This window comes from Hyphomonas oceanitis (assembly GCF_036964545.1).
Lineage (GTDB): Bacteria > Pseudomonadota > Alphaproteobacteria > Caulobacterales > Hyphomonadaceae > Hyphomonas > Hyphomonas oceanitis.
In genome coordinates this window covers 614746-639095 of the sequence record NZ_JBALTL010000002.1, presented here as the reverse complement: position 1 = coordinate 639095, position 24350 = coordinate 614746, and the positions used below count along the sequence as shown (strand labels likewise).

The following is a 24350-nucleotide window of genomic DNA, read 5'->3' as shown; positions in this document are numbered from 1 at the left end:
CGGACTTGATCCGGGATCTCAGGCGAAGGCTTCCCATCGCCGCCGCATGTGACCCCGGCGTTCGCCGGGGATACGGAGCGTTAGGGTGCGTCGTAGCGTAGGGTGGGTTGAGCGTAGCGATACCCACAAACCAGCCCGCCACCACACCAAACTCCCCATCCCGCGTCACCCCCGACCGCGCAGCGGTCTGGGGGCCCAGCTCTGATCCTCTCCCCCCACCCGTGATCCCGGACTTGATCCGGGATCTCAGGCGAGGGCTTCCGGTCGCCGCTGCATGGGACCCCGGCTTTCGCCGGGGATGCGGAGGGGTTGAAATGACAGGCTTGACCCGCGATCTCTCGCCGTGATTTTGTTTAGCCTTCGCATGAGGCCCCGGCGTGCGCCGGGGACACGGGGATTGGGAAAAACAGCCATGGCTTTCTTCACCTATATCGTGACGAACAAGCCGCGCGGGTCACTCTATTGTGGGCAAACGGACGATATCAACCGGCGCGCCTGGGAACATCGCAACCGCGTTCTCAAGGGCTATTCCCATCAATACAATTGCACCGCGCTCGTCTGGTTCGAAACCTTCGAGTCCCGTGAGAACGCGCTCGCCCGCGAACGCCAGATCAAAAACTGGAAACGCGACTGGAAGATCGAACTGATCGAGGAAGCCAATCCCCACTGGCGCGACCTCGCCGATACGCTGATCTGAACCCACTCTCCACATCCGCCTTCCCGGGCTTGACCCGGGACCTCGTGCGAGGGCTTCCTCGTCGCCGCCGCGAGAGACCCCGGATCAAGTCCGGGGATGCGACGTGAGGGAAGCAAGTTCCTGATCCATTTCCTGCTCGCTTACGTAACCATCCCCATGACCACACCTTACGAAACCGGCACACGCGTCGAATGGGACTGGGGCCGCGGCACGGCGCAGGGCTTCATCACCGAGACCTTCACGCAGCCCGTCGCGCGCACGCTTAAGGGCGCCCACGTCAAACGCAACGCCACGGACGACAACCCCGCCTATCTCATCCGCCATGACAGCGGATCAGACGTGCTGAAAAGCCATTCCGAACTGCGCGAGGCCTGACACGTCAGCCCCCTCCTCAGCCGTGATCCCGGACCTGATCCGGGATCTCATGCGAAGGCTTCCCGTCGCCGCCGCGAGAGCCCCCGGATCAAGTCCGGGGATGCGTAGAGTTTGAAATCCAATCTCAGGCCAGCCGCATCTCCACGCCCGCCACGCGCACGCTGCGCCCGTCAACCTCCAGCCCGGCCTCCTTCGCCCGCGCCAACACGTCGTCCCCGTCCGCCAGCGACAGGTCAAACGCCACCAGCCGTTCCACGTCGCCCTGGCTGAACACGATATCCCCGTCATCCATCTTCAGCGCATGGCCGCTACCGCCCGCGCCAAGCGCGCTCGCCCAGCGCGCCATCAGGCGTATCGGGTCCGGGCTCGTCAGCTCCGCGCCGATCAGCCGCCCCACTGCGCTGCGCTGGCGCCAGTCCGGCCCGGCCCAACGCCATTCGCCCGCAGGCTTCGGCTGGTCGACCGAGACAATCGCCCCGCCAAGGTCTGCCGGGTGCAGATGGCTGGCCGCAATGTCTTCAAGGTCGATGTCCCACACCCGGCGTATGCCCAGCCTGTCGACCCGCGCGCGCGTCGCGGCCAGGTCCGCCACTTCAAAAATCGCCATGTAGCCGCCCGGCCCGCCGCGCGCCATGAACCGCGCCGCCGGCGCCGTCTCCACCGTCGGCACCACAACTTCCAAGAACTGGTCGCCAATCGCAAACACGCCATTCACCAGGCCAAACTCTGCGACGCCCGGATCAGGGAAAGGCGCCTCAAGCCCGAACACATTTTTCAGCGTGTCGATCGTGTCAGTCGTCTCGCTGGCAATCACCAGCTGGCGCAAGCGCGGGAATGTCATGGGCGGCTCCTCCGGGGCTTCATTTTTGACAGCATCAGGCCACGCGCGCGCCCTTCGTGCAAGGCCGGGCACGTTCGGACACTATCCGGGTAGCATCCGGGCACTTTTCGGGGTTTGTACGGGGAATCGTTCGGGCATGCCGGCTGCGGGAAAAACCCCCGCTTTTGCAACGCTATCACACACGAATTGACCCCGGCCCCAAAGAGCGCCACCTGAGAGCCATGAGCAGTCATTCACACGACCACGATCATGATCACGACCACGCCGATCATGAAGGCCATGGCCACAGCCATGACCACGCGCACCATCATGCCGACATGACCTCGGCCGACAGCCGCCGTCGTGTTGCAATAGCTGCAGTTCTCACCGGCGCCTTCATGTTCGCCGAAGTGGCGGGCGGCCTCCTCTCCGGCTCGCTCGCTTTGCTGGCGGATGCGGCCCACATGCTCACCGATTGCGGCTCGCTCGTCCTCGCCTGGGTCGGCTACAAGCTGGCCGAGCGACCGGCCGATCCGCAGCGCTCCTTCGGCTTCGCGCGGATGAAGATCCTCGCCGCCTTCACCAACGGCATCCTGTTGATTCTACTGGCCATATGGATCGTCTGGGAAGCCATCCACCGCCTCATGGACCCGGTAGAAGTCATGGGCGGCATGCTTATGGCAGTCGCCGTGGGCGGGCTCGTGGTCAACATCATTGCCTTCTTCGTATTGCATGGCGGCAGCAAGGAAGACCTCAACATGCAGGGCGCGCTCTGGCATGTTGCGGGCGACATGCTCGGCTCTGTCGCGGCCATCGCGGCCGCTGGCATCATCATGGCCACCGGCTGGATGGCGGCCGACCCGATCCTTTCCGTTCTGGTGGCCTTCCTTGTCCTCTTTGCGGGCATTCGCATCGCGCGCCAGTCCGGCCACATCCTGCTGGAGGGTACGCCGGAAGGCCTCTCTTCTGCTGATATCAGTGCAGATCTCATCGAGAACGTCTCGGGCGTCACCGGCACCTCCCATGTCCACGCATGGGCCCTGACCGAGACCAAGCGCCTGATCACGCTTGAAGTGACAGCCAAGGAAGGCGCCTGTATCGAGACCGTCCGGCGCGATGTGAAGGCCCGCCTGTCACACGCGTTCGATCTCAGCCACGCAACGGTGGAAGTGGTTTCCAAGCCGCTTTAGCCCTCCTACACGGCCAGATGAGACACCCCGCCCCTTTTACTTTGGGCCGCGAGTCGCCATACCAGTCCTGAACAGTTTCCACGCCCCTTCAGGGAGGCCCCGATGGCCGATACAGACACGAATACCCGCCACGCCGAAATCCTAATTATCGGCTCCGGCCCCGCCGGCTGGACCGCCGCCGTCTATGGCGCACGCGCCCTGCGCGACGTCCTCGTCGTCACCGGCATCCAACCGGGCGGCCAGCTCACCATCACGACCGAGGTCGAGAACTGGCCCGGCGAAACCCAGATCATGGGCCCCGCCCTGATGGAAAAAATGCACGAACACGCCCTCGCCATGGGCGCCAAAGTCGCCGACGACCATATCGCCAGCGTCGATTTTGACGTGCGCCCCTTCCGCGCCATCGGCGAGAGCGGCACCGTCTACACCGCTGATTCCATTGTCATCTCCACAGGCGCGCAGGCCAAATGGCTGGACCTTCCCTCCGAGCAGAAATTCAAGGGCTTCGGCGTCTCCGCCTGCGCCACGTGCGACGGCTTCTTCTATCGCGGCCGCGAAGTCCTCGTCGTTGGCGGCGGCAACACCGCCGTTGAAGAGGCCCTGTTCCTCACGAACTTTGCCTCCAAGGTCACCGTCATCCACCGCCGCGACCATTTCCGCGCCGAGAAAATCCTGCAGGACCGCCTGTTCAAGAACCCGAAGGTCGACGTGCGCTGGAACACCACGCTCGAAGACGTTCTGGGCGATACCGACCCACTCGGCGTCACGGCAGCGCGCCTGAAGAATGTCGAAACCGGCGAGACCGAAGACCTGCCCGTCCACGGCATCTTCATCGCCATCGGCCACGCCCCTGCGACGGAACTCTTCACCGGCAAGCTTGCGATGAAGCCGAACGGCTACCTGATCACCGCGCCCGATTCGACCGCGACCGATATTCCGGGCGTCTTCGCCGCGGGCGATGTAACAGATGAGAAATACCGTCAGGCCGTCACCGCCGCCGGCATGGGCTGCATGGCCGCCCTTGAGGCCGAACACTTCCTCTCCGAACAGGAAGCGCATGCCGAGGCCGTCGCCGCCGAATAGGTCCTACAGCATCCCCTCGGCCAGCGCGGCGATATCGCGGCTTTTCTGGCTGGCCATGGCCTCGGCCAGCGTGCGGGCCCGATTCTGCATGACGCGCTCGAGTTCATCATCCACGGGCGCCGCCAGCGCCGCATTCAGTGCCGCCGAAATCTCCTTGCGATACTTGCCGGCATTGAGCGTCGCGAGCGCCCGGGCGAACTGCCAGTTAAGGGCAGCATCCCCCGGTGAGGCAGCCGCCGCAGCCTCATAATGGGCCTCGGCCGCGTCCAGGCTCGCCCCCATGATCATCGCGCCCAGCACGCCGCCCCGGCGCATCACTTCCAGGTTCCAGACGGCGAGGAAACCATGCGCATAGGCATTCTGCGGATCGTCCCGCAGCACGCCCTCGGCCAGCTGGCGCGCCTCTTCGCCATAACCAGAATCGCGCGCTTCCCTCAGGCTCATCGGACGGGCCATCAGCGACAGGGCAATCGCTTTCTGCAGGCGCCCTTCGACATGTCCGGGATCAACCGACAAGGCGGCATTGGCCTCATCCAGTGCGCCCTGCAGCAGGACGGCCGCCGGCTGGCCCTCACCGCTGATCGCCTTGGCCAGCAGGCTGCGCGCGCTGAAAGCACAGGCATCTGCCCCGTGATCTGCAACAACATCAGCGATTGCCGCATCGTAATGGCCAGCCGTATAGGCCTCCATAGCCGACGGGCTCTGGCCCCAGGCGGGCTGGAAAACCATAAAAATCAGGAATGACATCACCGACAGCACGACGCGTATCATATAGCCAATCTAGGTCGGTCGGAGAGGTTCGGGAAGCGCTTTGTAAAATGCCTTGCAAAAGCAGCAGGAGACACGCTTGCGAGGCGGCTCACACCCGTGTATGAGGCGCCCTCGCATCCAGCGAAACGGTTCGGTAGCTCAGCTGGTTAGAGCGCGCGACTCATAATCGCGAGGTCGGGAGTTCAAGTCTCCCCCGAACCACCACTCCTCCATCGCGTAGGGATCAATTCGCCTGCAGGGCGATGTCGGCATACTGGATGTCGTGTCGGTCATCTCCGATGGCTACCGGTACGACAAGTTCGCTGATACGCGGCATGGCGGAACGAAAGGCGACTTCGAAACTGGTCGTTACGCCAGCGGGAATGTCGGCGTCCTGGTCGCCCGTCATTTCGATGACGCGCGAAGCGGCCCTCTTCTCGGTCCCGGCGTCATCCGTTGCGGTTGCCCGATCCAGCCTGAACTGTACCGTCGCGTCCGTTGTATTATGCACGTCGAACGTGCAGGTCGGATTGTCCGGGTTGACGCAACCGAGAAAAACGAATTCCAGTCCGCTGAGCGTCAAAAGACCGCCGGGCTGATAGGCCTGGTCGCGCCGCGCGGTCTTGATAGCAGGTGGTTCCGCATCACCGAGATTGAGGTTCGTGAACGCCTTCGGATAGGCCTCGTATTCGACATTGAGTTCCGGCCAGAAGGCCTGGAAGAATTCAGCCGGCGACCGGAAGGTCACGTCCCAACCCGTAACGATCCCCGGCGGCAGCTCCCCCTCCGACTTGCCGCTCAGGCTGAGGACCGATTGGGCCGCTTTTCGCTGCAGACTCTGGCTGTTGAAGGCCAGTCCGCCATAGGTCGAGATTTTTCGGTCGCTGGTGCCGGTATTCATCAGGTCGAACCGGCAGATCGGCGCGTCAGGGTTGGCGCAGCCGAGGAAATGCACCGCCACGTTATCAACTTCATACGCGTATTCGGGATGATCCGGATCCACCGGACGCATGGCCCGCACATCCACCTGCCGCCCGCCGCGAATGGCAATGTCCCGGAATTCCTTGTTGAATTCGACAGTATTCACATGCAGTTCGAAACGGACCAGCTGGAAGATGTTGGCGGGGCGATTATAGGTCACCTCGATCTGCGAGGCCTCAAGCGAGGGGATGTCCCACGTATAGTGAGAAGAGGCGACGATATTACGTCCCTTGTCGCCCAGCCACCGGCCCTGCTCATTGATGGCCGAGGATGACCCGATCCAGAACTTCACGGTATCGGGCGTCGTATTCATGACTGACAGGACGCATTTTGGCGCATCGGGGTTTTCACACCCCAGGAATTCGAATTGCAGGCCGGACAGCTCAAACTTCGCTCCGGGAATGGCCTTTGCCGCATTCTTCTCGGCCGTTTCGGCCTTCAGTTTCTTCACCCGCGTTTGCAGGACCGGATTGTCCGGGTCGAGTTCCAGCGCCTTCTGATAGGCCGCCAGCGCCTTGGCCGGGTCGGAGGGCACGAGGATATCGCCGGCATTGCGCAGCAGGTCGGCGCGGCCCTGCGCCGGGATCGCTTCGCTCGCGCCGGAGGTTTCAGCCGTGGTAACCAACTTTTCGGCGGCCGCTTCGGCCTGCCCGGAAACCGCCAGGAAACGCGCATCAGTCAGCGTGGGGTCTTCGGAGGCCAGCAGGGATGTGAGCGCGGCCTCGTAATTGTCCTGTTGATCGGCAGATACATTCTCGCCGCGGGCATCCGCGCCCGCCATGGCGGACGTGATGGAGGCCTGAACGATCATCGCGATCCGCTCCTCGCTGAGCTGGAGCTGCTCCTTCACATCGGCGCGGGTCGCGGCGTTCTGGTCGGGAAAGAGCCGGCCGCGGATTTCGTCATTGACGAAGACATAGATCCCGAGAACCGCTGAAAGGACGCCCACGGTCCAGGCAAAACGCGACCAGAAATGTCCCGTGGATTGATTATCGTTGGCCATGCTGCCCTCCCCTGAATCTCAGGAGAAAAAGCTAACCAACGTGTATCTCAAGGCCAGAATTTTCTGGATTTGCGCGGGTCTGCCCGAGGGAGTGTGATGCAATAATGCAACACATATTGGAATGCCCCTTTCCCGTGCAGGCCATGCCTGCAGGGAACAATAGCCTTGGCGTCCCGTTGGCTTTTCTGAGGCAGCTCACACAACAGGGACATTAACATGATTAAATTAGCGCTCGTATTTCTGCTGATCGCAGCAGTGGCCGGTATTCTTGGGTTTAGCGGACTCGCTGGCGCGGCGGCAAATATCGCCATGTTTCTGTTCGCCGTAGCATTGATCATCTTTGTTGTACTGCTGGTTCTAGGGCTTACCGTATACAAGAAAATCACGTGAGCGGCGGCAGAGACCCATCAACTTTATGGGGCTTCACGGCGCGACTGTTATTGACGATTCTTCTGATCGCGCTGGCGCTGTTCCTGTGGGTGGTGAGAGACGCCGTCCTGCTTGGCTTTGCAGCGGTGCTGCTGGCAATTGCCGTGCACGGCGTCGCGGATGCCTTGATGAAGGTCGCGCCACTTCCCCGACCTGCAGCATTGGGCGTGGGCGCGCTCCTGATCATCGCCATCCTTACAGGTATTCTGTGGCTTTTCGGCGCCCAGCTCAGCGCCGAGTTATCCGGCGTATTTGAGCGTCTCCCTTCGGCGTGGGAGCAGGCAAAGGAAACGCTTCAGGGCAACCCTGTTGGCGCTGCTATTGTCTCCGAAATTCAGCATCTTACGTCAGGCGATAGTGGCGGATCTGCGATTGACATGATCTCAAGCGCCGGTGGCTTTGCGTTGCCCGCAGCGTCCGGAATGACAACGGCGCTGCTTGTATTCTTTACTGCGGCATTTCTTACGAGCTCCGCGTCTGTCTATCGCCGCGGCGCGCTTCTCCTCATTCCCAAGGGGCCCGATGAAAAGGTGGGTGCAGCACTCGACTATTCAGCGCTCGCACTGAAAAAGTGGTTATTGGGCATAACGGTCGACATGATGATAATCACCGTTCTTCTGGCCATCGCGCTGTGGGCTTTGGGTATTCCGGCGTTCATCGGGCTTGCATTGCTGGCGGGCTTTTCGCAATTCGTGCCGACGGTCGGTCCGCTGATCGCGGCCATTCCCGGCATATTGCTGGCTTTCACAATTGGTCCAATGACCGCCCTGTACACTGCGGCGGCCTATCTCGTCATTTCACAGCTTGAGGCCAATCTGATCTACCCGATCATTCAGAAAAAGGCGGCCTCCATTCCACCCGCCCTGAATCTCGTGGCCATACTTGCCTTTGGGATGCTCTTCGGACCTCTTGGTGTGCTTCTCGCTACGCCGATCCTGATTGTCGTAACCGTGTGGATAACGAAGCTTTACGTGCAGGACACACTTGGCAAGGATGCTTCGATCCCAGGCGATTAGCGCCAGGACAGCCCGGCTCAGTCAGCCCAGCACGTCAACATCACGCCCGCTTCGCGCCCAGTTCCCAGCCGGTGTCTTCGTCCGCCATCAGCACGTCAGCGAGCGTTGCCACCAGCGCGCGGGGCCGGATGGGCTTTTCGATGAGCGCGGTAAAGCCGACCGCTTCGCAGGCGGCACGGCGCTCGGCGCTGAGGTCAGCGGTAACAGCCAGGATCGGGGTCAGCTGGTTCGGCCCGTCGGAGCAGCGCAGCGCCCGGACAACCATTTCGCCATTGACGCCCGGCATGTGAATGTCGGTCAGGATCGCCTGGTAGCGCGCGGCCATGGCATTGGCGATCGCCGCTTCGCCATTGGCAACAGTGTCGACCTTCCACCCGGCCGCTGTCAGGGCCCGCGACATGACAAGCGTACTGACGTCATGGTCTTCCGCGATCAGGATATGGCCCAGCGTCAGGCTGCGCCTACGCGGCTTGTTCGGCGCCTGCGCAGCGAGGCGCGGCCCGGCGCGCAGCACAGGCAGGGTGACGGTGAACACCGTGCCGCCGCCCGGATTGTCCGCCAGCCCGATCTTCCCGCCGAGGCGTGCCGTCAGCCCCTTGGCGATGGAGAGGCCGAGGCCAGAACCGCCATGCGTCTGGGCCGTCGTCGCGCTCGCCTGCTCGAACGCGTTGAACATACGGGCCTTGTCGCTGTCGGAGATGCCGCAGCCCGTGTCGGACACGGCCATGCGCAGCGACAGCTTGCCTGCCGTCTCGTCCGTCGCGAGCACGACGCTGACATGGCCCTGCTCGGTGAATTTCAGCGCATTACTCATCAGATTGAACAGGATCTGGCGGATGCGCATGGCATCGGCCTCGATCCGCATCACGCTGGTGGACTCCACCTGGATGCGCAGGTCCAGCCGCTTGCCGGCAATGCGCGACTGCCAGAGGTCGCGCGCTTCGGTGGCAAACTCGTGCAGGTCGAACGGCAATGGGTTGATGGGCAGCTTGCCCGCCTCAAGGCGCGACAGGTCCAGCAAGTCGCCCAGAAGGCGGTCGAGATGATTGCCGCTCTCGCTGATTGTGCGCGCAAGGCGGCGCGGTTCAGCGCCGGACACGCTGTCCTGCAATATGTCGGCAACGCCCAGAATCCCGGTCAGCGGCGTGCGGATTTCATGGCTGAGGAAAGCCAGGAAATGCGCCTTGTCACGGGCGACGTCCCGCGCACTGGTCCGGGCCTCGGCAAGGCGCTTTCTGGCCCCTTGCATGGCTTGCGCACGCTGGGCATTTTCCTGCGCCACGGCCGAGAGGATGGCCCGGGGACTGACCAGGCCGCTATAGCGCCCCTCATGGATGACGATCACGCCGTCGGTCAGGGCAGACGTATTCCCGTCAGCGGCCAGCTTGGCGATCAGGGCAACGGATGTGCCTGTCTCCACCATGACCGGATTGGGCGTCATGAAATTGGTGATGCAGCGCGCAGCATAGATTTCGCGGCCGCCGGGCCCGGCCATGATTTCGGTCAGGCGCCCACGCGTGACGTGGCCAAGCGCGGCGCCATTGACCACGATGGGCAAGGCAAAAAGGGCAGAATCGGAGAGGAAGAGACCAAGCGCCGCCGAGGCGGAGGTCTCGGCGTTGATGGGACGGATGGCGACCGCAATATCCTCTATACGCACCGGCATTGGTTAAGACGCATCCCTTCCCCGTTAAGGATGGGACTTTCCGCCAAAATCGTTTACGCGCCGCAAACGTATCCCTAACGGAAAGTAAACCGGACGCCGAATGCAGGAACGCCCGGACCAATGGCCCGGGCGTTCTTCAGGTTTGCAGAAGGGGCGTTGCGGCCCGTTCGCTACCTATTTGATCTCGCCGCGATGGGTGACGATCTTGTTCACGAGGCCATATTCCACGGCTTCCTCGGCGCTCATCCAGAAGTCACGATCTGTGTCCTTCTTGATCTGGTCGAGGCTTTTGCCTGTGGCGTCAGCGAAAATCTGGTTCAGGCGTTCGCGCATCTTGATGATCTCGCGGGCCTGGATTTCCACGTCCGTCGCCTGGCCGCCAACGCCGCCGCGGGGTTCATGAAGCAGGAAGCGGGTGTTCTTCAGGGCGTAGCGGTTCTCTTTCTGCGCGGCCGAATAGATCAGCGCGCCAGCCGAAGCGACCCAGCCCGTGCCGAGGATTTTCACCGGTGCGCCGACAAACTTGATCATGTCATGGATCATGTCGCCGCTCTCGACGTGGCCGCCGGGCGAGGAGATCACCAGCAGGATCGGCGAGTCGCTCTCCGAGGACAGGGCCAGCAGGCGTTCGCAGACGCGCTTGGCCTGTTTGAAGTCGATCCCGCCGGTCAGCAGGATGGTGCGGGCCTTGAAGAGGGCTTCTTCAAGGAACGCATTCGGCTCGCCCATTGGCGGGCTTTCGGCTTCTTCGTCGTCAAGGCGTGAATAAGGGGACATGTCATCTCCGGCAGAGGGATATTCGATTGGCACCATAGGTGAGGCGCCACGGCGCCCGGGTCAAGGCTGGAGAGGTTAAACCCGTGGAAAACGCTGTTTTTGCTCGTGTCCTTCATCTTCCCCCGCTTGCGGGGGAAGTGGGCTTCAGGCCGTCAGGGCTGAAGGTCGATGGGGGATTCGTGTGCGGGAATGCCCCCTCCGACCCCTTTGGGGCCACCTCCCCCGCAAGCGGGGGAGGTGAAGGCCGGGTCACGCCGCTTCGGCGATAATCCTGGCCACGTCTTCGGCGTAGCGTTGGGCCTTTTTCTCGCCGACGCCGCTGATCTGGCGCAGGGCATCCGAAGAGGCCGGGCGTTCGCGGGCGATTTCGGCGAGGGTGCGGTCGTGGAAGATGACGTAAGGCGGCACGCCGCGCGCCTTGGCCGTATCGGTACGCCACGTCCGCAGGGCATCGAACAGGTCCTGGTCGCGGCCTGACAGGTCGGCCACGGCGGCCGCAGAGGCCACTGAGCGACCCTTGGCGGGTTTCTTGCGGGCCGCGGCCACATCCTCGCGCAGCATCAGCGTGCGCTCGCCCCGGAACAGGGCGCGGGCCGCCTCGCCATCGGGCACGATGATGGAGGGCCGCATCAGGTCGCCGCCTTCGGCCAGCAGGCCGTCGAACAGGAGCGCGTCGAACACACGGTCCCAGCCCGCCTTGGGCAGGTCCTTGCCGACGCCGAACGTGGACTGCGTGGAAAGCTGCTCGTCAAAGCCATCTTTCGTGGTGCCCATCAGGTGCAGGACGAGCCGTCCCCGGCCCACTTTCTGACCACAACGGATGACAGCCGAGACCGCCATCTGGGCCCAGCGGGTCGCATCATGCGCCTGCCCCGGCTCGGCCGTGCAGACATCGCAGACGCCGCAGGGCTCAACCTTCTCCTCGCCGAAATAGCGCCGCACCGCGCCGCGCCGGCATTCGTCGCCATTGAAGAAGGCGAACAGCTGGCGCGTCTTGGTCAGCTGGACACGTTTGACCTCTTCCGGCGCATCGCCCTGATGCGTCCATGAGAGGGAACGTGCCATGTCGGACGGGCCGTAAAGCGCAATGCCGTCTGCCGGTTCGCCGTCGCGCCCTGCCCGGCCGACTTCCTGCCAATAGGCTTCCAGCGTCTTGGGGGGATCGGCATGGATCACGAAACGCACATCCGGCTTGTCGACGCCCATGCCAAAGGCGACCGTCGCGCACATGACCAGGCCCTCTTCAAGCAGGAACCGCCGCTGGCGCTCCGAGCGCACCTCCGCGTCGAGGCCCGCATGATAGGCGAGTGCGGGAATGCCTGCCCGTTCCAGCGCCTCGGCCACGTCTTCGGTGCCCTTGCGCGTGGCGGCGTAGACAATGCCGGAGACACCGCCGCGCGCCTTGACCAGCTGGACCACGCGCGCCGTGCGCCCGCCGCCCTTGGGCTCGGCCGATAGCGTCAGGTTCGGGCGGTCGAAACTCGCCACATGAAGGGCCGGATCGGTCAGCTGCAGCTGGGCGAGAATGTCATCGCGCGTGCGCGTGTCGGCGGTGGCGGTCACGGCGAGGCGGGGCACACCGGGGAAGAGGTCGCGCAGGCGGCCAAGGGCGCGATAGTCCGGCCGGAAGTCATGGCCCCACTGGCTGACGCAGTGCGCTTCATCGACGGCGATGAGCGATACGTCCATGCCCGCAAGGCGCTGGGCGAGGCCCGTGCCGAGGCCTTCGGGCGACACATAAAGCAGGTCCATCTCGCCGCGCTGCGCCGCGTTCAGCGCCTCGGTGCGGGCATTGAAATCCATCGAACTGTCCAGCCGCTCGGCCCGCACGCCAACCTGCTTCAGCGCGTCGACCTGGTCCGACATCAGCGCGATCAAAGGCGACACGACAATGGCACAGCCGGGCCGGATCAGCGCCGGGATCTGGTAGCAGAGCGACTTGCCGCCGCCGGTCGGCAGCACGGCGAGCGCATCGCGGCCCTCAAGCACATCGCTGATCACGTCTTCCTGAAGGCCGCGAAAGGCCTTGAAGCCGTAAACGCGCTGCAGGATCGCACGGGCTTCATCGAGTTGGGGGCTGGTCGGCATGGAATGTGTTGTGGCGGCTCGCGTGAGTCGGAGCAAGAGGCGGAGTGCGCGAAGCTACGGGTCCACGAAGTCAATGCGGTCGTCGTAAATCTCGTAGGCCCAGCGGCTGGCCTTCTGGCGCTGCGTCTCCGCAGCAACGAAGGCGATGATCGCTTCGCGCTCGGCGATGGGTCGCCCTGTCACGCTTTCCCAGCGAGGGGGTGTCGGCAGGTCAACGCTGATATGTACCCGGCCGGCGCACATCTCGTGCGGGAAAGGGATACGCGTATCGCCATCGACATATATGATGGTTCCGGCACGGGCATTGCCCTCAAATTCGAGCCGCCTGCCGAATTGCCGGGCGAGCCGTGACTCAAGGCTGGCGCGCATCTCGAGATCCTCGTCCGGAAGGACGTTTCCGAAGCCGTCGCGGTAGACGATGGGTCCGGTCGAGGGCTCGGGCTCCGGCTTAGGTTCAAGGGGCGGCGCGATGCCTGCTTCCAGCTTCTCGAGTGGCAGGATATGGCGCCAGCCATCGGAATGGTGGATCTCGATACGGTAAGTGCCGGGCGGCCAGGGGAACGTGTCGATCAGTATCTGCACGCGGCCATTCAGGCGCGCCGTGATGTCTGCCGCGTCGATGACAGCCCCGCCGGGGCCAAGAATGCGGAAGGTACTGTAACCCGTATAGCCGTCCTGCGGCAGCCAGAGCGTGACCTGTTGACTGCCGGGATAGCGCACGAACCGCGCCGCAAGATCACCGACACCCGCCAGTGTTTCGGACAGCGTCGCATGGCCCAATACGATCGCGCCTTCAAAGCCTTCGCCGCCTGCCATGGATGTCCCGCCTGATCGTTGCGGCGATCTAGGGCCGGATGCCGCAGGTTGCCAAGGGGCTTTCCCTCACCTCCCATCGCTGCGCGATGGGCCCCTCCTCTCCCAGAGGGAGAGGAGTTAAGTGGCTCTTCCGGTCAAACCCCTCTCCCTCTGGGAGAGGAGGGACCCGCGCCCGTTAGGGCGTGGGAGGTGAGGGTCTACGCCAGCGCCGCCACCAAGCCGCAATGCCGCCGGGCGACGGCGCTGGCGTCGGAACTGTAGCCGCCGCCGAGAACAGCGCAGAGGGGGACGGCCTGTGAGGCGCAGGCCTCCGCCACAAAGCGGTCCCGGGCGGCGAGGCCCTCATCGCTGAGGCTGAGCAGGCCGAGCCGGTCGTCGGCATGCGGGTCGACGCCCGCATTGTAGAAGACAAGGTCCGGCTGGCTGGCCAGCGCTTCGCCAACCAGCGTTTCCAGCGCGGCGAGATAGGCCGCATCGCCTGTGCCTTTCGGCAGGCCGATATCAAGATCAGAGGGCGGCTTCTCGCGGGGCCAGTTCTGTTCGCAATGCAGCGAGGCGGTGAAGACGCGCGGCTCGGGCCCCAGGATCAGCGCGGTGCCGTCACCATGGTGCACATCGCAATCGACCACGGCAACGCGGCGCACGGCGCCTTCCTGCAAAAGCAGCAGGGCCGCCACGGCGACATCATTGAACACGCAAAAGCCCGCGCCGCCATCCGGCCCGGCATGGTGGCTGCCCCCGGCGAGGTTCACCGCCGCGCCATGTTCCAGCGCAAGCCGCGCGGCAAGGCAGGTGCCGCCTACGGCTGCGCGCGAGCGCCGGGCAATGGCGGGCGTGATCTCGAAGCCGATCTTGCGGGCGGCTTTGGCGTCCAGCGTCTGGCCGAGAATGGCGCCGACATAGGCCGGGTCATGCGCAAGGTGCAGCCAGGCCTCGGGCGCCAGCAGCGGCTCGAAGAACTCGTAACCCGCCGCGCGGAGCATATCCGCCACCAGCGCGTATTTGCGCATGGGGAAGCGGTGGTCGTCCGGCACGGTGCGGGCGTCATAGGCTGGATGATGAACGAGCGGGAGCATGGGCATGAGGTAGCGGATTTCGCGGCGGCGTCCAGTCATGCGCAAAACGCATAAATGTGATCCAGCCGCCGCCCTACATGGGAACTCAGGCCATGCCATATAGCTTTCAACACCAACACTTATACGGATGGAGCACACCGATGATTGACATTCGACGCTTTGAAAACCTTGGCCGCTTCAAGAATGAGTGGCTGAACGCAAACTATCACTTCTCCTTCTCGGGCTATCACGACCCGCGCCGTATGGGCGAAGGCGCCCTGCGCGTCTGGAACGATGACACGATCGAGCCGCATACCGGCTTCCCGCCGCATGGCCACCAGTCCATGGAGATCATCACCTATGTCCGCAAAGGGGCGATCACCCACAAGGACTCACTGGGCAATCATGGCCGCACCGAAGCTGGTGATGTGCAGGTGATGAGCGCCGGCACGGGCGTGCAGCATGCAGAATGGAATGAGGAAGACGAAGCCACGACCCTGTTCCAGATCTGGATCCAGCCACGCTCTGCTGGCGGCAAGCCCAGTTGGGGCGCCCGCAAGTTTCCGAAAGGCGAACGCTCCGGCAACTGGGCCTTGCTTGCCTCCGGAGACGGCGACAAGGACAGCCTTGTCATCAACCAGGACGCCAAGATTCTGGGCGCCACTCTGAAGACGGGTGAAAAGCTGACCTATGAGTTGACCGCAGGTCGCCACGGCTATCTCGTTCTGGCCGCCGGTTCGGTAACGTTGAACGGCGAAACGCTGAAAGCCCGCGACGGCGTTGCCGTGACAGGGGCCGAGACCCTGACGCTGGAAGGCGTCGAGGATGCCGAGATCGTCTTTGTCGATACGGTTTGACCTTTCCGTCAGGCCCACCTACCAGCCAGCCTGAGCCATGTGAGCCGCGTGGCTCAGGTCTGACAGGGGGACGCCACCTTGAAAATCATCCGCAGCAAGGACTTTACCGCCAGCCAGGCATGGGGCGCGCTGGATGTCGCAAACATGGGCGGCATCACCACGCGCCTTCACTGGACGGATCAGCCCTACAAGTGGCACGTCAATGACGGCGAGGAAGTGTTCGCCGTGCTCGATGGCATTGTCGACATGCACTATCGCGAGGACGGCGAGGAGAAAGTCGTCACGCTGACAACGGGCGATGTCTTCTTCGCCGGGATCGGGTGCGAGCATGTCGCCCATCCGCAAGGCGAAGCCCGCATACTGGTCGTCGAACGCGAAGGCAGTGTCTGACGCGCCGCTCACAGCCCCGTGACTTCAGGAACATGCGGCCGCATGCTACATTGATCATGAGGACAATTCAGGAGAATGATCCCATGAAATACCTACTTGCTGCTGCCTCTTTCGCCCTGCTTGCAACGCCTGCCGCACTGGCGACCGAAATCGATGTTGGTTACTCGACTGACTTTCAGGAAAAGCTCCAGGATGATTATGGCGCCCGCGAAGGCACCTATCTTGCCGACTCGATCAAGGAAGACCTGATGCGCGAATTCAAGGCCGCCGGCCTGAATGTCGACCGCGTCAGCGTCACCATCGAGAAAGCCACACCGAACAAGCCGACATTCAAACAGCTCGGCGACAAGCCCGGCCTTGATTACGGCGCTTCCCGCAGCATTGGCGGCATGAAACTGTCTGCGACCGCGTTCGATGCGAGCGGCACCGAGATGGGCTCCATGACCTATGACTGGTTCGAGACCGATCTCCGGCAGGCTGGCCTGACAACCTGGCAGGACGCCGGACGGGCATCTGACCGGTTCGCGCGCAAGTTTGCAAAACAGCTGGCAGGCGCGACGTCGACTGACATCGAGTCCTAGAGAACCAGTTCGCAACGCTCATTGAGGCTTGGCCGGGCCACCGCGACGCGGGTGAGGCCCGGCAGGCCCGGCGTCAGATCAGCCGCCGCCCAGAGGCAGATGCGCTCAAGCGTTGGCACGTCCAGGCCCTCAATCTCGTTCAGCAGCTTGTGGTCCAGCTTCGCAGCCGTGGCCTCCAGCGCGGCTGTGAGATGAGAGAAATCCTCAACCCATTGCTCTCCGGCTTTCACCGTTCCGGCCACCGTGGCTTCCAGACGGAAGGAATGCCCGTGGACATTGCGATAGGGATGGCCCTCGGGCTTGCCGCCCATGAAGTGTGCCGCCTCGAAGGTCACCGCTTTGGAGATTTCGAAGACACGGCCTTCCACGCTCAGGGAAGCCCGATCAGTTTGTGCGTTTGCAAGCTCAGTCGCCATTGGGGATTCTTCATACAATAGGTCGTTGCAGCCTGAATATTTCGGGCCTGGTCCGGGTCGTCCTTCGGTTGCAGGAAAAAGTGCGAAAAGTCCAGTTTCGAGAACCGTTCCGGCTGCGCTTCGGCTTCGTCCTGCGGATAGACCAGTTTCAGCTCGCTGCCGCTTGTCTGCACCAGTGGCGCATTGGCCTTGGGGCTGACGCAGATCCAGTCGAGGCCTTCGGGCGCTGCGATCGTGCCGTTTGTCTCGACGCCGATCTCGAAGCCTTCGGCCTTGAGAGCGGCAATCAGGGGCGCATCGAGCTGCAGCAGTGGCTCGCCGCCCGTGCAGACAACATAGCGCGGGCCAGCCTCGCCGGCCTCGGCTTCCCAGATCGCCTTCACATGGGTCGCCAGGTCTTCCGCCGCGCGGAACTTGCCGCCATTGACGCCATTCGTGCCGACAAAGTCGGTGTCGCAGAAACGGCAGACGGCCTTGTCGCGGTCGCGCTCCAGCCCCGACCACAAGTTGCATCCGGCAAAGCGCAGGAAAACGGCCGCGCGGCCGGTTTGCGCGCCTTCGCCCTGCAGCGTGTAATAGGCTTCCTTGACGGTCCAGGTCATGCGCCGGCCTTCCAGCGCTGCCAGCCACTGGAGCGCAGTTCGCAGGCCGGGCACGTGCCACAGCCATAGCCCCACTCATGCCGGTGTGTGCGGTCACCGAGGTAGCAGGTATGGGTCTCTTCCGTGATCAGATCGATCAGCGCCTGACCGCCTGTCTCCTCGGCGAGGGCCCATGTTCCTGCCTTGTCGACATACATTAGCGGTGTCTCGATCCGGACAGTGGAATCGAGCCCGAGCTGGAGCGTCTGCTCTTGCGCGGCGAGGGTGGCGGCGCGGCAATCGGGATAGCCCGAATAGTCCGTTTCGCACATGCCGCCGACGAGGACGTCGATACCCCGGCGATAGGCCAAAGCCCCCGCCAGCGTGAAGAAAAGCAGGTTGCGACCTGGCACGAATGTGGACGGCAGGCCCGCCTCAGTCATCTCGATGGCAACGTCGTCGGTCATCGCGCTTTCGCCAAGCGACTTCAGGACACTCGCGTCCAGCATGTGGTCGGCGCCGAGGCGCTCGCCCCATTCGGGAAACTGCGCACGAATCGAATCGATGAATCGCGTCCGGCATTCCAGTTCCACGCGATGGCGCTGGCCGTAATCGAAGCCCAAAGTCTCGACCCTTCCGTAGCGTCTTAACGCAACGGCAAGGCATGTCGCCGAGTCCTGTCCCCCTGAGAAAAGCACGAGTGCGGATGTGTTCTTGTCTGTCATGGATCGCCTGTAACAGCCTGTCGGAATGGGGCCAAGCGGCAGCGTTACATTAATGACACCTACCCCAAACCAAATGCATGGGGGCCATGCAAATATGTTGACATTGGGGTCCCACTCAATTTCTGATGATAGGTGAAGTGGTCCCGCCAATGAGGACGCTCAACAAAATCATATAAATCGCGGCCTGCCATCCCGACGGGCCCGAGGGGAGGAAAATTTAGAATGACTCGGAAAACAGACTCGAAAACCGTCTTGTTTGCCGGCGCTTCGGTGCTCGCAATCGGACTGTTCGCCCAGGGTGCCTGGGCGCAGGAAGACGACGCGCCGGAATCGACCCGCACGCTCGCCACAGTCACGGTGACAACCCAGAAAACAGAACAATCCATCCAGGACGTTCCGATCGCCGTTTCGGCCTTCGATGAAGACGCCATCAACCGCCTGCAGCTGACCGGCGGCGCCGACCTCGTGAAAGCCGTGCCGAACGTCTCGTTCACCAAGGGCAACTTCACGGGCGCCAACTTCAAGATCCGCGGCATCGGCAACGACGCCGTCGCGCAGTCCTCGGACAATGGCGTGGGTATCCACCAGAACGACGTGCCGCTTGGCGCCGGCTTCCTGCTCGAACAGGAATATTTCGACATCGAACGAGTCGAAGTCCTGCGCGGCCCGCAAGGCACGCTCTACGGCCGGAACGCAACGGGCGGTGTGGTGAACATCATCACGGCCAAACCTGTGTTCGAGGAATTCCAGGCCAACCTCGCGCTGACCGCCGGTAACTTCAACACCCAGAAAATCCAGGGCATGGTCAACCTGCCAATCGGCGAGAAGCTGGCCCTGCGCGTTGCCGGTGCCTACACGACCCGCGACGGCTACGTGACCAACACCGTCACAGGCAATGACATCGATGGCCGTGACGTCCGCTCGATCCGCGCGACACTGGGCTTCGAACCAACCGAGAACTTCCGCGGCTGGCTGTCCTACGACCACTTCGAAGAAGACGACAACCGCCTCCGCTCGGGCAAGGAACTCTGTAAGAAAGATCCGACCAAGACGAGCTATGCCGGCATCCCGATCACGGGTCTCGACACGCTCATCACATCGCTCGGTTGCGTCGATGCTCCGCTCGACCAGAGCTACGAGAAAACCAACTCGGCTTCGACCCTTGCTGGTGGTCTCGCTATCGCATCGGGCCTTCTGAACGGCGACGTCTACACGTCTCCGCTCGACAAGGACCTGCGCCGCATCGAATCCTTCAATGACGGTCTCTACAAGGCGAAGCAGGACATCTACACCCTGAAGCTTGAGCTCGACCTGACCGACAACCTCAAAGTCACCTCACTGACCAGCAAGCAGAACTCGTCTCAATACTCGGTGCAGGACTATAACCGCACCGTGCCAGATGTGCCTTTCAACGACCTCACAGGAGCTGGGCCTGCAGCTGCCCTATACAACTCGCTCTTCCCTGGCGGCTTTGTGACGGACCCTGAACTCGGTACATCGAATTTCCTGACCACATTCGATCTCTCGGGTGGCCAGACAGAGACGTTCACGCAGGAAATCCGCATGCAGTCGAACTTCGACGGCAAGCTGAACTTCAACCTCGGTGCCATCTATGTGGACGGTGAGGCCATCGATCCGCAGGATCCTTTTGCTGGTTACTACGTTATCTCGAACGGCCTGACCGGCCTGACGCAACTCAACAATGCCCTCGTGGGCCTCGGAATTGTGCCAGCTGGGTCGACCTGCCCGGTCGTTGGTGGCAACCAGCTGCCCGGCATCTTTTGCGGCGCCGTTCCGATCGCTCCGTCGGATGGCACGGCAACGCTCTTTACGGGCGTTCCGGCAAAAGACAGCGGTAACTATTACAGGTCGCTGTCGCCTTACCGTCTGGAATCGACGGCCTTCTTTGGCGAAGCCTATTACGATGTAACCGATACGCTGAAGTTCACGCTCGGCCTGCGTTACACCGACGACCAAAAAGAGCAGGACGTTGTTCCGACAGCCCTGTTCACGCCGACCTTTGCGTATCCAGCCGTGCAGAACGGTGATCCTCTGGTGCCAACCGGCGTGCTGAAAGCAGACTTCCAGGAAACAACTGGCCGCATCGGCCTCGACTGGTCGCCTGTCCTCAGCTTCACGGACGCCACGCTGATCTATGGTTCGTACGCAAAAGGCTACAAGGGTGGCGGTCTGAACCCACCACAGCCTGCTGGGTCGAACCTCTTCCCGCCAACGTTCGAGCCGGAATTCGTCAACGCGTTCGAAATCGGCACGAAGAACACGTTCGCGAACAATACCCAGTCGCTAAACCTGAGCGCCTTCAACTATGACTACCAAGGCTATCAGATCACGCAGATCGTGAACCGCACCTCGGCCAACTTCAACGTCGATGCCAAACTGTCAGGTCTTGAGGTCGAGTATCTCTGGACACCAGCAGACAACTGGCTGCTGACCGCAAACCTCGGCCTGCTCAAAGCCGAACTGAAAGACACGGCGAGCATCGACGTGCTTGACCGTACGGCGGGCAACCCGAACTTTGTCGCCATCAAGAACGCATCGAGCTATTCGAACTGCGTCGTGTCGGCCCAGGGCTATGCCACCGTTCTCGGTGCCATCCAGGCTGGCGTACTGCAAAATGGTGACTCACGTGGGCTTTGCGCCGGCGCCTTTGCCGGACAGGAAGCGGCCTTCGGTCTCGGCGACGTGACCTATGTGGACGGCAATGGCGACACCCAGACGATCGGGGCCCTGACGCCATTCGACGGCATCTCCAAGGACGCCGACGGCAACAAGCTGCCGGGCTCACCTGAGTACACGCTGAACCTGGCTGCGGAATACACATTCCAGGCGCTCGGCAACTCGGATTGGGATCTGACCATCCGCGGCGACTATTACCTGCAGGGTGAAAGTTACAGCCGTATCTTCAACACGCCGCGCGACCAACTCGACAGCTGGTCGAACGTCAACCTCGCGCTCGTGTTGAACAATGATGTCAGCGGCTGGGCCGTCGAAGCCTTCGCCAAGAACCTGACCGACGAGGAAGTCATCACGGGTGCGTACCTGACCGATGACAGCTCGGGCCTGTTCACCAACGTCTTCCTGACCGAGCCAGCCCTTTACGGCATCACGCTCCGTAAATCCTGGTAAGACGCCACGAACTGCGCGGCGGGCTCAAGACCCGCCGCGTCACAAACTGGGGCAGCTCGCAGGAGCTGCCCCTTTTTTGTTTGGCCCGCGCGCCGCAGCAGACTATCCTGCCTGTAACATTCCAGAACAAGGATACGGGTTCCCATGCGCTTTTCCCCAGCAGGCCTCGCCGCTGCTCTCATGCTCGCCGCCTGTGGCAGCGCCGCCGAAAACACGCCCACCGTCAGCAGCGATGTCAAACTGAAGCTCACGCCGATCGTTACCGAAGCCGAATTCCCGTGGGGCATGGCCTTCCTGCCGAATGGCGACCTGCTATTCACGGAAAAGGAAGGCGGCTTGAAATACGTCGCCGGCGGCGAAGGCACACCGACATCCGTCAGCGGCCTGCCGCCTGCCTATATCGAAGGCCAGGCCGGCTATCTCGGCATTACGCTGGACCCGGACTTTGCCACCAACCGGCAGGTCTACATTTCCTATTCCAAGGGCGATGACGCCGCCAATGGCGCCGCAATCATTCATGGCCGCCTGAGCGATGATGGCAGCGCGCTGGAAGACGTCACCGAAATCTTCTGGGCCGACCGCCGCGACACGGCCTACCACTATGGCTCGCGCCTCCAGTTCGCCAGCGACGGCACGCTCTATGCGACGCTGGGCGAGGGCTTCAAATACATGGAGCAGGCGCAGGACCCGAAGATTACGCATGGCTCGATCATCCGTATCAACAAGGATGGCAGCATCCCGGCTGACAATCCCTTCGCCGATGGCGCGGTCGGCAATCCGGCGGTCTGGTCCTATGGCCACCGCAACGAGCAGGGCCTCTATTATGACGCCGAGACGGACACGCTCTACGAGACAGAGCATGGCCCGAAGGGTGGCGACGAGTTCAACATCATCAGGAAGGGCGCCAATTATGGCTGGCCCAAGATCACCTATGGCGTCGACTATGACGGCACGATCATCACCGACCAGACCGAAGCCGAAGGCATGGAACAGCCGCTGACCTATTGGGTGCCATCCATCGCGCCGTCAGGCCTCACCAAGCTGACCAGCGATGTCTATCCGGGCTGGAAGGGCGACATGTTCACCGGCGGCATGAACGGCCCGGCAGGCCTGAAACTGGTGCGCATCGACATGGAAGACGGCAAGGTTGCCGGACGCGAAGACCTGCTGGTGGATGAATACCCGATCCGCGACGTGATCCAGGGGCCGGACGGCCACCTCTACGTGGCCACCAAGGACATGGACGGCATCTTCCGCGTGGACCTGGCGGAATAGCGCCTAGCGCTTGACGTCCCGGCGCGACCTGAGGGCGGCGGCCAGCGTGCCGTCGTCCAGATGGTCGAGCTCGCCGCCAACGGGTACGCCATGGGCAAGGCGGGTCACTTCCACGCCCGTTCCCTCCAGCATGTCGGCGACATAATGGGCCGTTGTCTGCCCATCCACGGTGGCATTGAGGGCGAGAATGACTTCGCGAATGCCGCCCGCCTCGACGCGGCCAACCAGCGGACCGATGTGGAGGTCATCCGGGCCGATGCCGTCAATCGCCGAGAGGACGCCGCCGAGCACATGGTAGCGCCCCCGGAAAGCCCCGCCGCGCTCCAGCGCCCAGAGGTCCGGCACATCTTCCACAACACAGATCACGCCATCGTCGCGGCCATCGGCCTGGCAAACGGCGCAGGGCTGGACCGTGTCGAAATTCCCGCAGATCTCGCAGCGATCGATCTTCTCGCCCGCCTCGCGCAGGGCATCAGCGAGGGGCAGCAGCATCTGGTCCTTGCGCTTCAGGAGGAAAAGCACGGCGCGCCGGGCCGAGCGCGGGCCAAAGCCGGGCAACCGGGCCATCAGCTCGATCAGGCGAAGAAGTTCAGGACCAGCGGAGCGTTGGGACATGCGATCAGTCTCTGCCCGAGTCTGCTGTGGCAAAGCAAGGCCGAATGCGGGTTCCGCTTCTGTTGAGGGTCAGCCCTCGCTGGCCGTGTCTGCAAGAACCTGATGGAGGGTGTGGCGCGAGCGCTCTGAGATATCGGCGTTGCTATCCCGATAATAGGCCAGCGCAACAAGCGCGACGGAGAGGGCCCATCCACGCCCTCGTTCCCATGTTGCGGCATCAACGTCCAAAGAGGACCGGAAGACGGCACGGGAGGATTGTGGCAGCAGGCTCCAGCCGACCATCAGGTCGCAGGCAGGATCGCCAACGCCCGTCAGGCCAAAGTCGATGAGGCCGCAGAGGCGACCATTGCTGGCGAGCAAGTTGCCGGAATGGATATCGCCATGAATCCAGACGGGCGCATCGCTCCAGACCGGCGCTGCGAGCGCTTCGTCCCAGATGGCGGTGAGCGCAGACAGGTCAAACTCATCCTTCAGCGTTTCCATCGACGTGCGCGTTACGCCGTCACGCAAGGCAAGTGGCACGCCGCGATATTCATTGTGGGCGCCACTTGGCGGGCCGTCTGCGGCATCCACTGTTTGAAACGCGTTGAGCAATGCAGCTAGCGTTGCGGCGGCCTCGTCCATATCGGCAATCTGGTCGGGCGTGGCGGGCGCGCCTTTAATCCAGCTGTAGACCGACCAGTTCCAGGGATATCGGTCATCGGCCAATCCGTGACCAAGTGGCTCCGGAATGGCGAGCGGCAGGGCGCCGAGCCGAGGCAGCCAGAGCTGTTCCTTATCAACATGCCCCGCCGCTCGGGCAACGCGCGGCAGACGCACGCACATGTCTGCGCCCAGCCGGAACATGACGTTATCAGTTCCATCGGAGGCAACAGGCGTAAGCGGCAGGTGCGCCCAGTGCGGGAACTGGCTGTCCAGCAGACTGCGCACCAGCGAGACATCAATTTCCGGTCCGGATGTGCTTTTCTCGCTTATGTCCAATCCCCGCAATCGTCCTCGCCGAGTATTCTATCAGAG

24 protein-coding genes and 1 tRNA gene are annotated in these 24350 nt (G+C 62.8%); 12 read left to right on the top strand and 13 right to left on the bottom strand.

What is annotated here, in order from left to right:
- Positions 1 to 412 precede the first annotated feature (412 nt).
- Both V7651_RS08090 and V7651_RS08085 read left to right on the top strand, forming a co-directional pair.
- Positions 413 to 697, top strand: coding sequence for a GIY-YIG nuclease family protein (locus V7651_RS08090; protein WP_335612850.1), 285 nt, complete (start codon positions 413 to 415; stop codon positions 695 to 697).
- Between the two features lie 96 nt (positions 698 to 793).
- On the top strand, positions 794 to 1072 hold the full coding sequence (locus V7651_RS08085; protein ID WP_241766892.1) for a hypervirulence associated TUDOR domain-containing protein: 279 nt from the start codon (positions 794 to 796) through the stop codon (positions 1070 to 1072).
- 124 nt (positions 1073 to 1196) lie between these two features.
- On the opposite strand, the gene V7651_RS08080 is transcribed toward V7651_RS08085, so the two are convergent.
- Positions 1197 to 1913, bottom strand: a complete 717-nt coding sequence (locus V7651_RS08080; RefSeq protein WP_335612849.1) for a VOC family protein — start codon at positions 1911 to 1913, stop codon at positions 1197 to 1199.
- A gap of 221 nt (positions 1914 to 2134) precedes the next feature.
- On the opposite strand from V7651_RS08080, the gene V7651_RS08075 reads away from it, so the two are divergent.
- Together V7651_RS08075 and trxB are read left to right on the top strand one after the other, a co-directional pair.
- Positions 2135 to 3082 (top strand): cation diffusion facilitator family transporter, encoded by a 948-nt coding sequence (locus V7651_RS08075; RefSeq protein WP_335612848.1) that lies wholly within the window; start codon positions 2135 to 2137, stop codon positions 3080 to 3082.
- A 102-nt stretch (positions 3083 to 3184) separates the two neighbouring features.
- A complete protein-coding gene (gene trxB, locus V7651_RS08070; RefSeq protein ID WP_335612847.1) occupies positions 3185 to 4165 on the top strand; it encodes a thioredoxin-disulfide reductase in 981 nt (326 codons plus the stop codon).
- 3 nt (positions 4166 to 4168) lie between these two features.
- On the opposite strand, the gene V7651_RS08065 is transcribed toward trxB, so the two are convergent.
- Positions 4169 to 4936 (bottom strand): hypothetical protein, encoded by a 768-nt coding sequence (locus V7651_RS08065; RefSeq protein ID WP_335612846.1) that lies wholly within the window; start codon positions 4934 to 4936, stop codon positions 4169 to 4171.
- Between the two features lie 127 nt (positions 4937 to 5063).
- Here V7651_RS08065 and V7651_RS08060 point away from each other — a divergent pair.
- Positions 5064 to 5140, top strand: a tRNA-Met gene (locus V7651_RS08060).
- Positions 5141 to 5159: 19 nt separating this feature from the next.
- Here V7651_RS08060 and V7651_RS08055 read toward each other — a convergent pair.
- The gene (locus tag V7651_RS08055; RefSeq protein ID WP_335612845.1) at positions 5160 to 6899 is read right to left on the bottom strand and encodes a tetratricopeptide repeat protein; all 1740 of its coding nucleotides are present in this window, start codon (positions 6897 to 6899) and stop codon (positions 5160 to 5162) included.
- Positions 6900 to 7115: 216 nt separating this feature from the next.
- Here V7651_RS08055 and V7651_RS08050 point away from each other — a divergent pair, with 216 nt between their 5' ends.
- Positions 7116 to 7289 (top strand): DUF1328 family protein, encoded by a 174-nt coding sequence (locus V7651_RS08050; RefSeq protein ID WP_156950372.1) that lies wholly within the window; start codon positions 7116 to 7118, stop codon positions 7287 to 7289.
- A gap of 50 nt (positions 7290 to 7339) precedes the next feature.
- Positions 7340 to 8344 carry an AI-2E family transporter gene (locus tag V7651_RS08045; protein WP_335612844.1) on the top strand — a complete coding sequence of 335 codons (1005 nt, stop codon included), beginning with the start codon at positions 7340 to 7342 and terminating at the stop codon, positions 8342 to 8344.
- A gap of 40 nt (positions 8345 to 8384) precedes the next feature.
- On the opposite strand, the gene V7651_RS08040 is transcribed toward V7651_RS08045, so the two are convergent.
- The 5 genes from V7651_RS08040 to V7651_RS08020 form a co-directional block, all read right to left on the bottom strand.
- Positions 8385 to 10010: an ATP-binding protein gene (locus V7651_RS08040; RefSeq protein WP_335612843.1), complete on the bottom strand. Its 1626-nt coding sequence runs from the start codon at positions 10008 to 10010 to the stop codon at positions 8385 to 8387.
- A gap of 174 nt (positions 10011 to 10184) precedes the next feature.
- Complete coding sequence (locus V7651_RS08035) at positions 10185 to 10787, bottom strand: ATP-dependent Clp protease proteolytic subunit (protein WP_335612842.1); 603 nt, start codon at positions 10785 to 10787, stop codon at positions 10185 to 10187.
- A 249-nt stretch (positions 10788 to 11036) separates the two neighbouring features.
- Positions 11037 to 12875 carry a DNA helicase RecQ gene (gene recQ / locus V7651_RS08030; RefSeq protein WP_335612841.1) on the bottom strand — a complete coding sequence of 613 codons (1839 nt, stop codon included), beginning with the start codon at positions 12873 to 12875 and terminating at the stop codon, positions 11037 to 11039.
- Positions 12876 to 12929: 54 nt separating this feature from the next.
- Positions 12930 to 13691 carry a hypothetical protein gene (locus tag V7651_RS08025; RefSeq protein ID WP_335612840.1) on the bottom strand — a complete coding sequence of 254 codons (762 nt, stop codon included), beginning with the start codon at positions 13689 to 13691 and terminating at the stop codon, positions 12930 to 12932.
- 197 nt (positions 13692 to 13888) lie between these two features.
- Positions 13889 to 14767, bottom strand: coding sequence for a histone deacetylase family protein (locus V7651_RS08020; RefSeq protein WP_418887229.1), 879 nt, complete (start codon positions 14765 to 14767; stop codon positions 13889 to 13891).
- A 140-nt stretch (positions 14768 to 14907) separates the two neighbouring features.
- On the opposite strand from V7651_RS08020, the gene V7651_RS08015 reads away from it, so the two are divergent.
- From V7651_RS08015 to V7651_RS08005, 3 genes are all read left to right on the top strand, one after another.
- On the top strand, positions 14908 to 15603 hold the full coding sequence (locus V7651_RS08015) for a pirin family protein (protein WP_335612838.1): 696 nt from the start codon (positions 14908 to 14910) through the stop codon (positions 15601 to 15603).
- A 78-nt stretch (positions 15604 to 15681) separates the two neighbouring features.
- Positions 15682 to 15993, top strand: coding sequence for a cupin domain-containing protein (locus V7651_RS08010; RefSeq protein ID WP_335612837.1), 312 nt, complete (start codon positions 15682 to 15684; stop codon positions 15991 to 15993).
- Between the two features lie 83 nt (positions 15994 to 16076).
- A complete protein-coding gene (locus tag V7651_RS08005; protein ID WP_335612836.1) occupies positions 16077 to 16574 on the top strand; it encodes a hypothetical protein in 498 nt (165 codons plus the stop codon).
- Here V7651_RS08005 and V7651_RS08000 read toward each other — a convergent pair.
- From V7651_RS08000 to queC, 3 genes are read right to left on the bottom strand one after another with little or no spacing between them, the layout of a single operon-like run.
- On the bottom strand, positions 16571 to 16990 hold the full coding sequence (locus tag V7651_RS08000) for a 6-carboxytetrahydropterin synthase (protein WP_335612835.1): 420 nt from the start codon (positions 16988 to 16990) through the stop codon (positions 16571 to 16573). The genes V7651_RS08005 and V7651_RS08000 overlap by 4 nt on opposite strands.
- Positions 16945 to 17592, bottom strand: a complete 648-nt coding sequence (queE, locus tag V7651_RS07995; protein ID WP_335612834.1) for a 7-carboxy-7-deazaguanine synthase — start codon at positions 17590 to 17592, stop codon at positions 16945 to 16947. The genes V7651_RS08000 and queE overlap by 46 nt, the downstream gene beginning before the upstream one ends.
- Positions 17589 to 18296 (bottom strand): 7-cyano-7-deazaguanine synthase QueC, encoded by a 708-nt coding sequence (gene queC, locus V7651_RS07990; RefSeq protein ID WP_335612833.1) that lies wholly within the window; start codon positions 18294 to 18296, stop codon positions 17589 to 17591. Before queC ends, queE begins: the two co-directional genes overlap by 4 nt.
- A gap of 222 nt (positions 18297 to 18518) precedes the next feature.
- Here queC and V7651_RS07985 point away from each other — a divergent pair, with 222 nt between their 5' ends.
- Positions 18519 to 21443 (top strand): TonB-dependent receptor, encoded by a 2925-nt coding sequence (locus tag V7651_RS07985; RefSeq protein ID WP_335612832.1) that lies wholly within the window; start codon positions 18519 to 18521, stop codon positions 21441 to 21443.
- A gap of 144 nt (positions 21444 to 21587) precedes the next feature.
- Positions 21588 to 22718, top strand: coding sequence for a PQQ-dependent sugar dehydrogenase (locus tag V7651_RS07980; RefSeq protein WP_335612831.1), 1131 nt, complete (start codon positions 21588 to 21590; stop codon positions 22716 to 22718).
- Between the two features lie 3 nt (positions 22719 to 22721).
- Here the strand turns inward: V7651_RS07980 and recR are convergent, their stop codons facing one another.
- Together recR and V7651_RS07970 are read right to left on the bottom strand one after the other, a co-directional pair.
- The gene (recR, locus tag V7651_RS07975) at positions 22722 to 23333 is read right to left on the bottom strand and encodes a recombination mediator RecR (RefSeq protein WP_335612830.1); all 612 of its coding nucleotides are present in this window, start codon (positions 23331 to 23333) and stop codon (positions 22722 to 22724) included.
- Between the two features lie 69 nt (positions 23334 to 23402).
- The gene (locus tag V7651_RS07970; protein ID WP_335612829.1) at positions 23403 to 24314 is read right to left on the bottom strand and encodes an aminoglycoside phosphotransferase family protein; all 912 of its coding nucleotides are present in this window, start codon (positions 24312 to 24314) and stop codon (positions 23403 to 23405) included.
- Positions 24315 to 24350 lie beyond the last annotated feature (36 nt).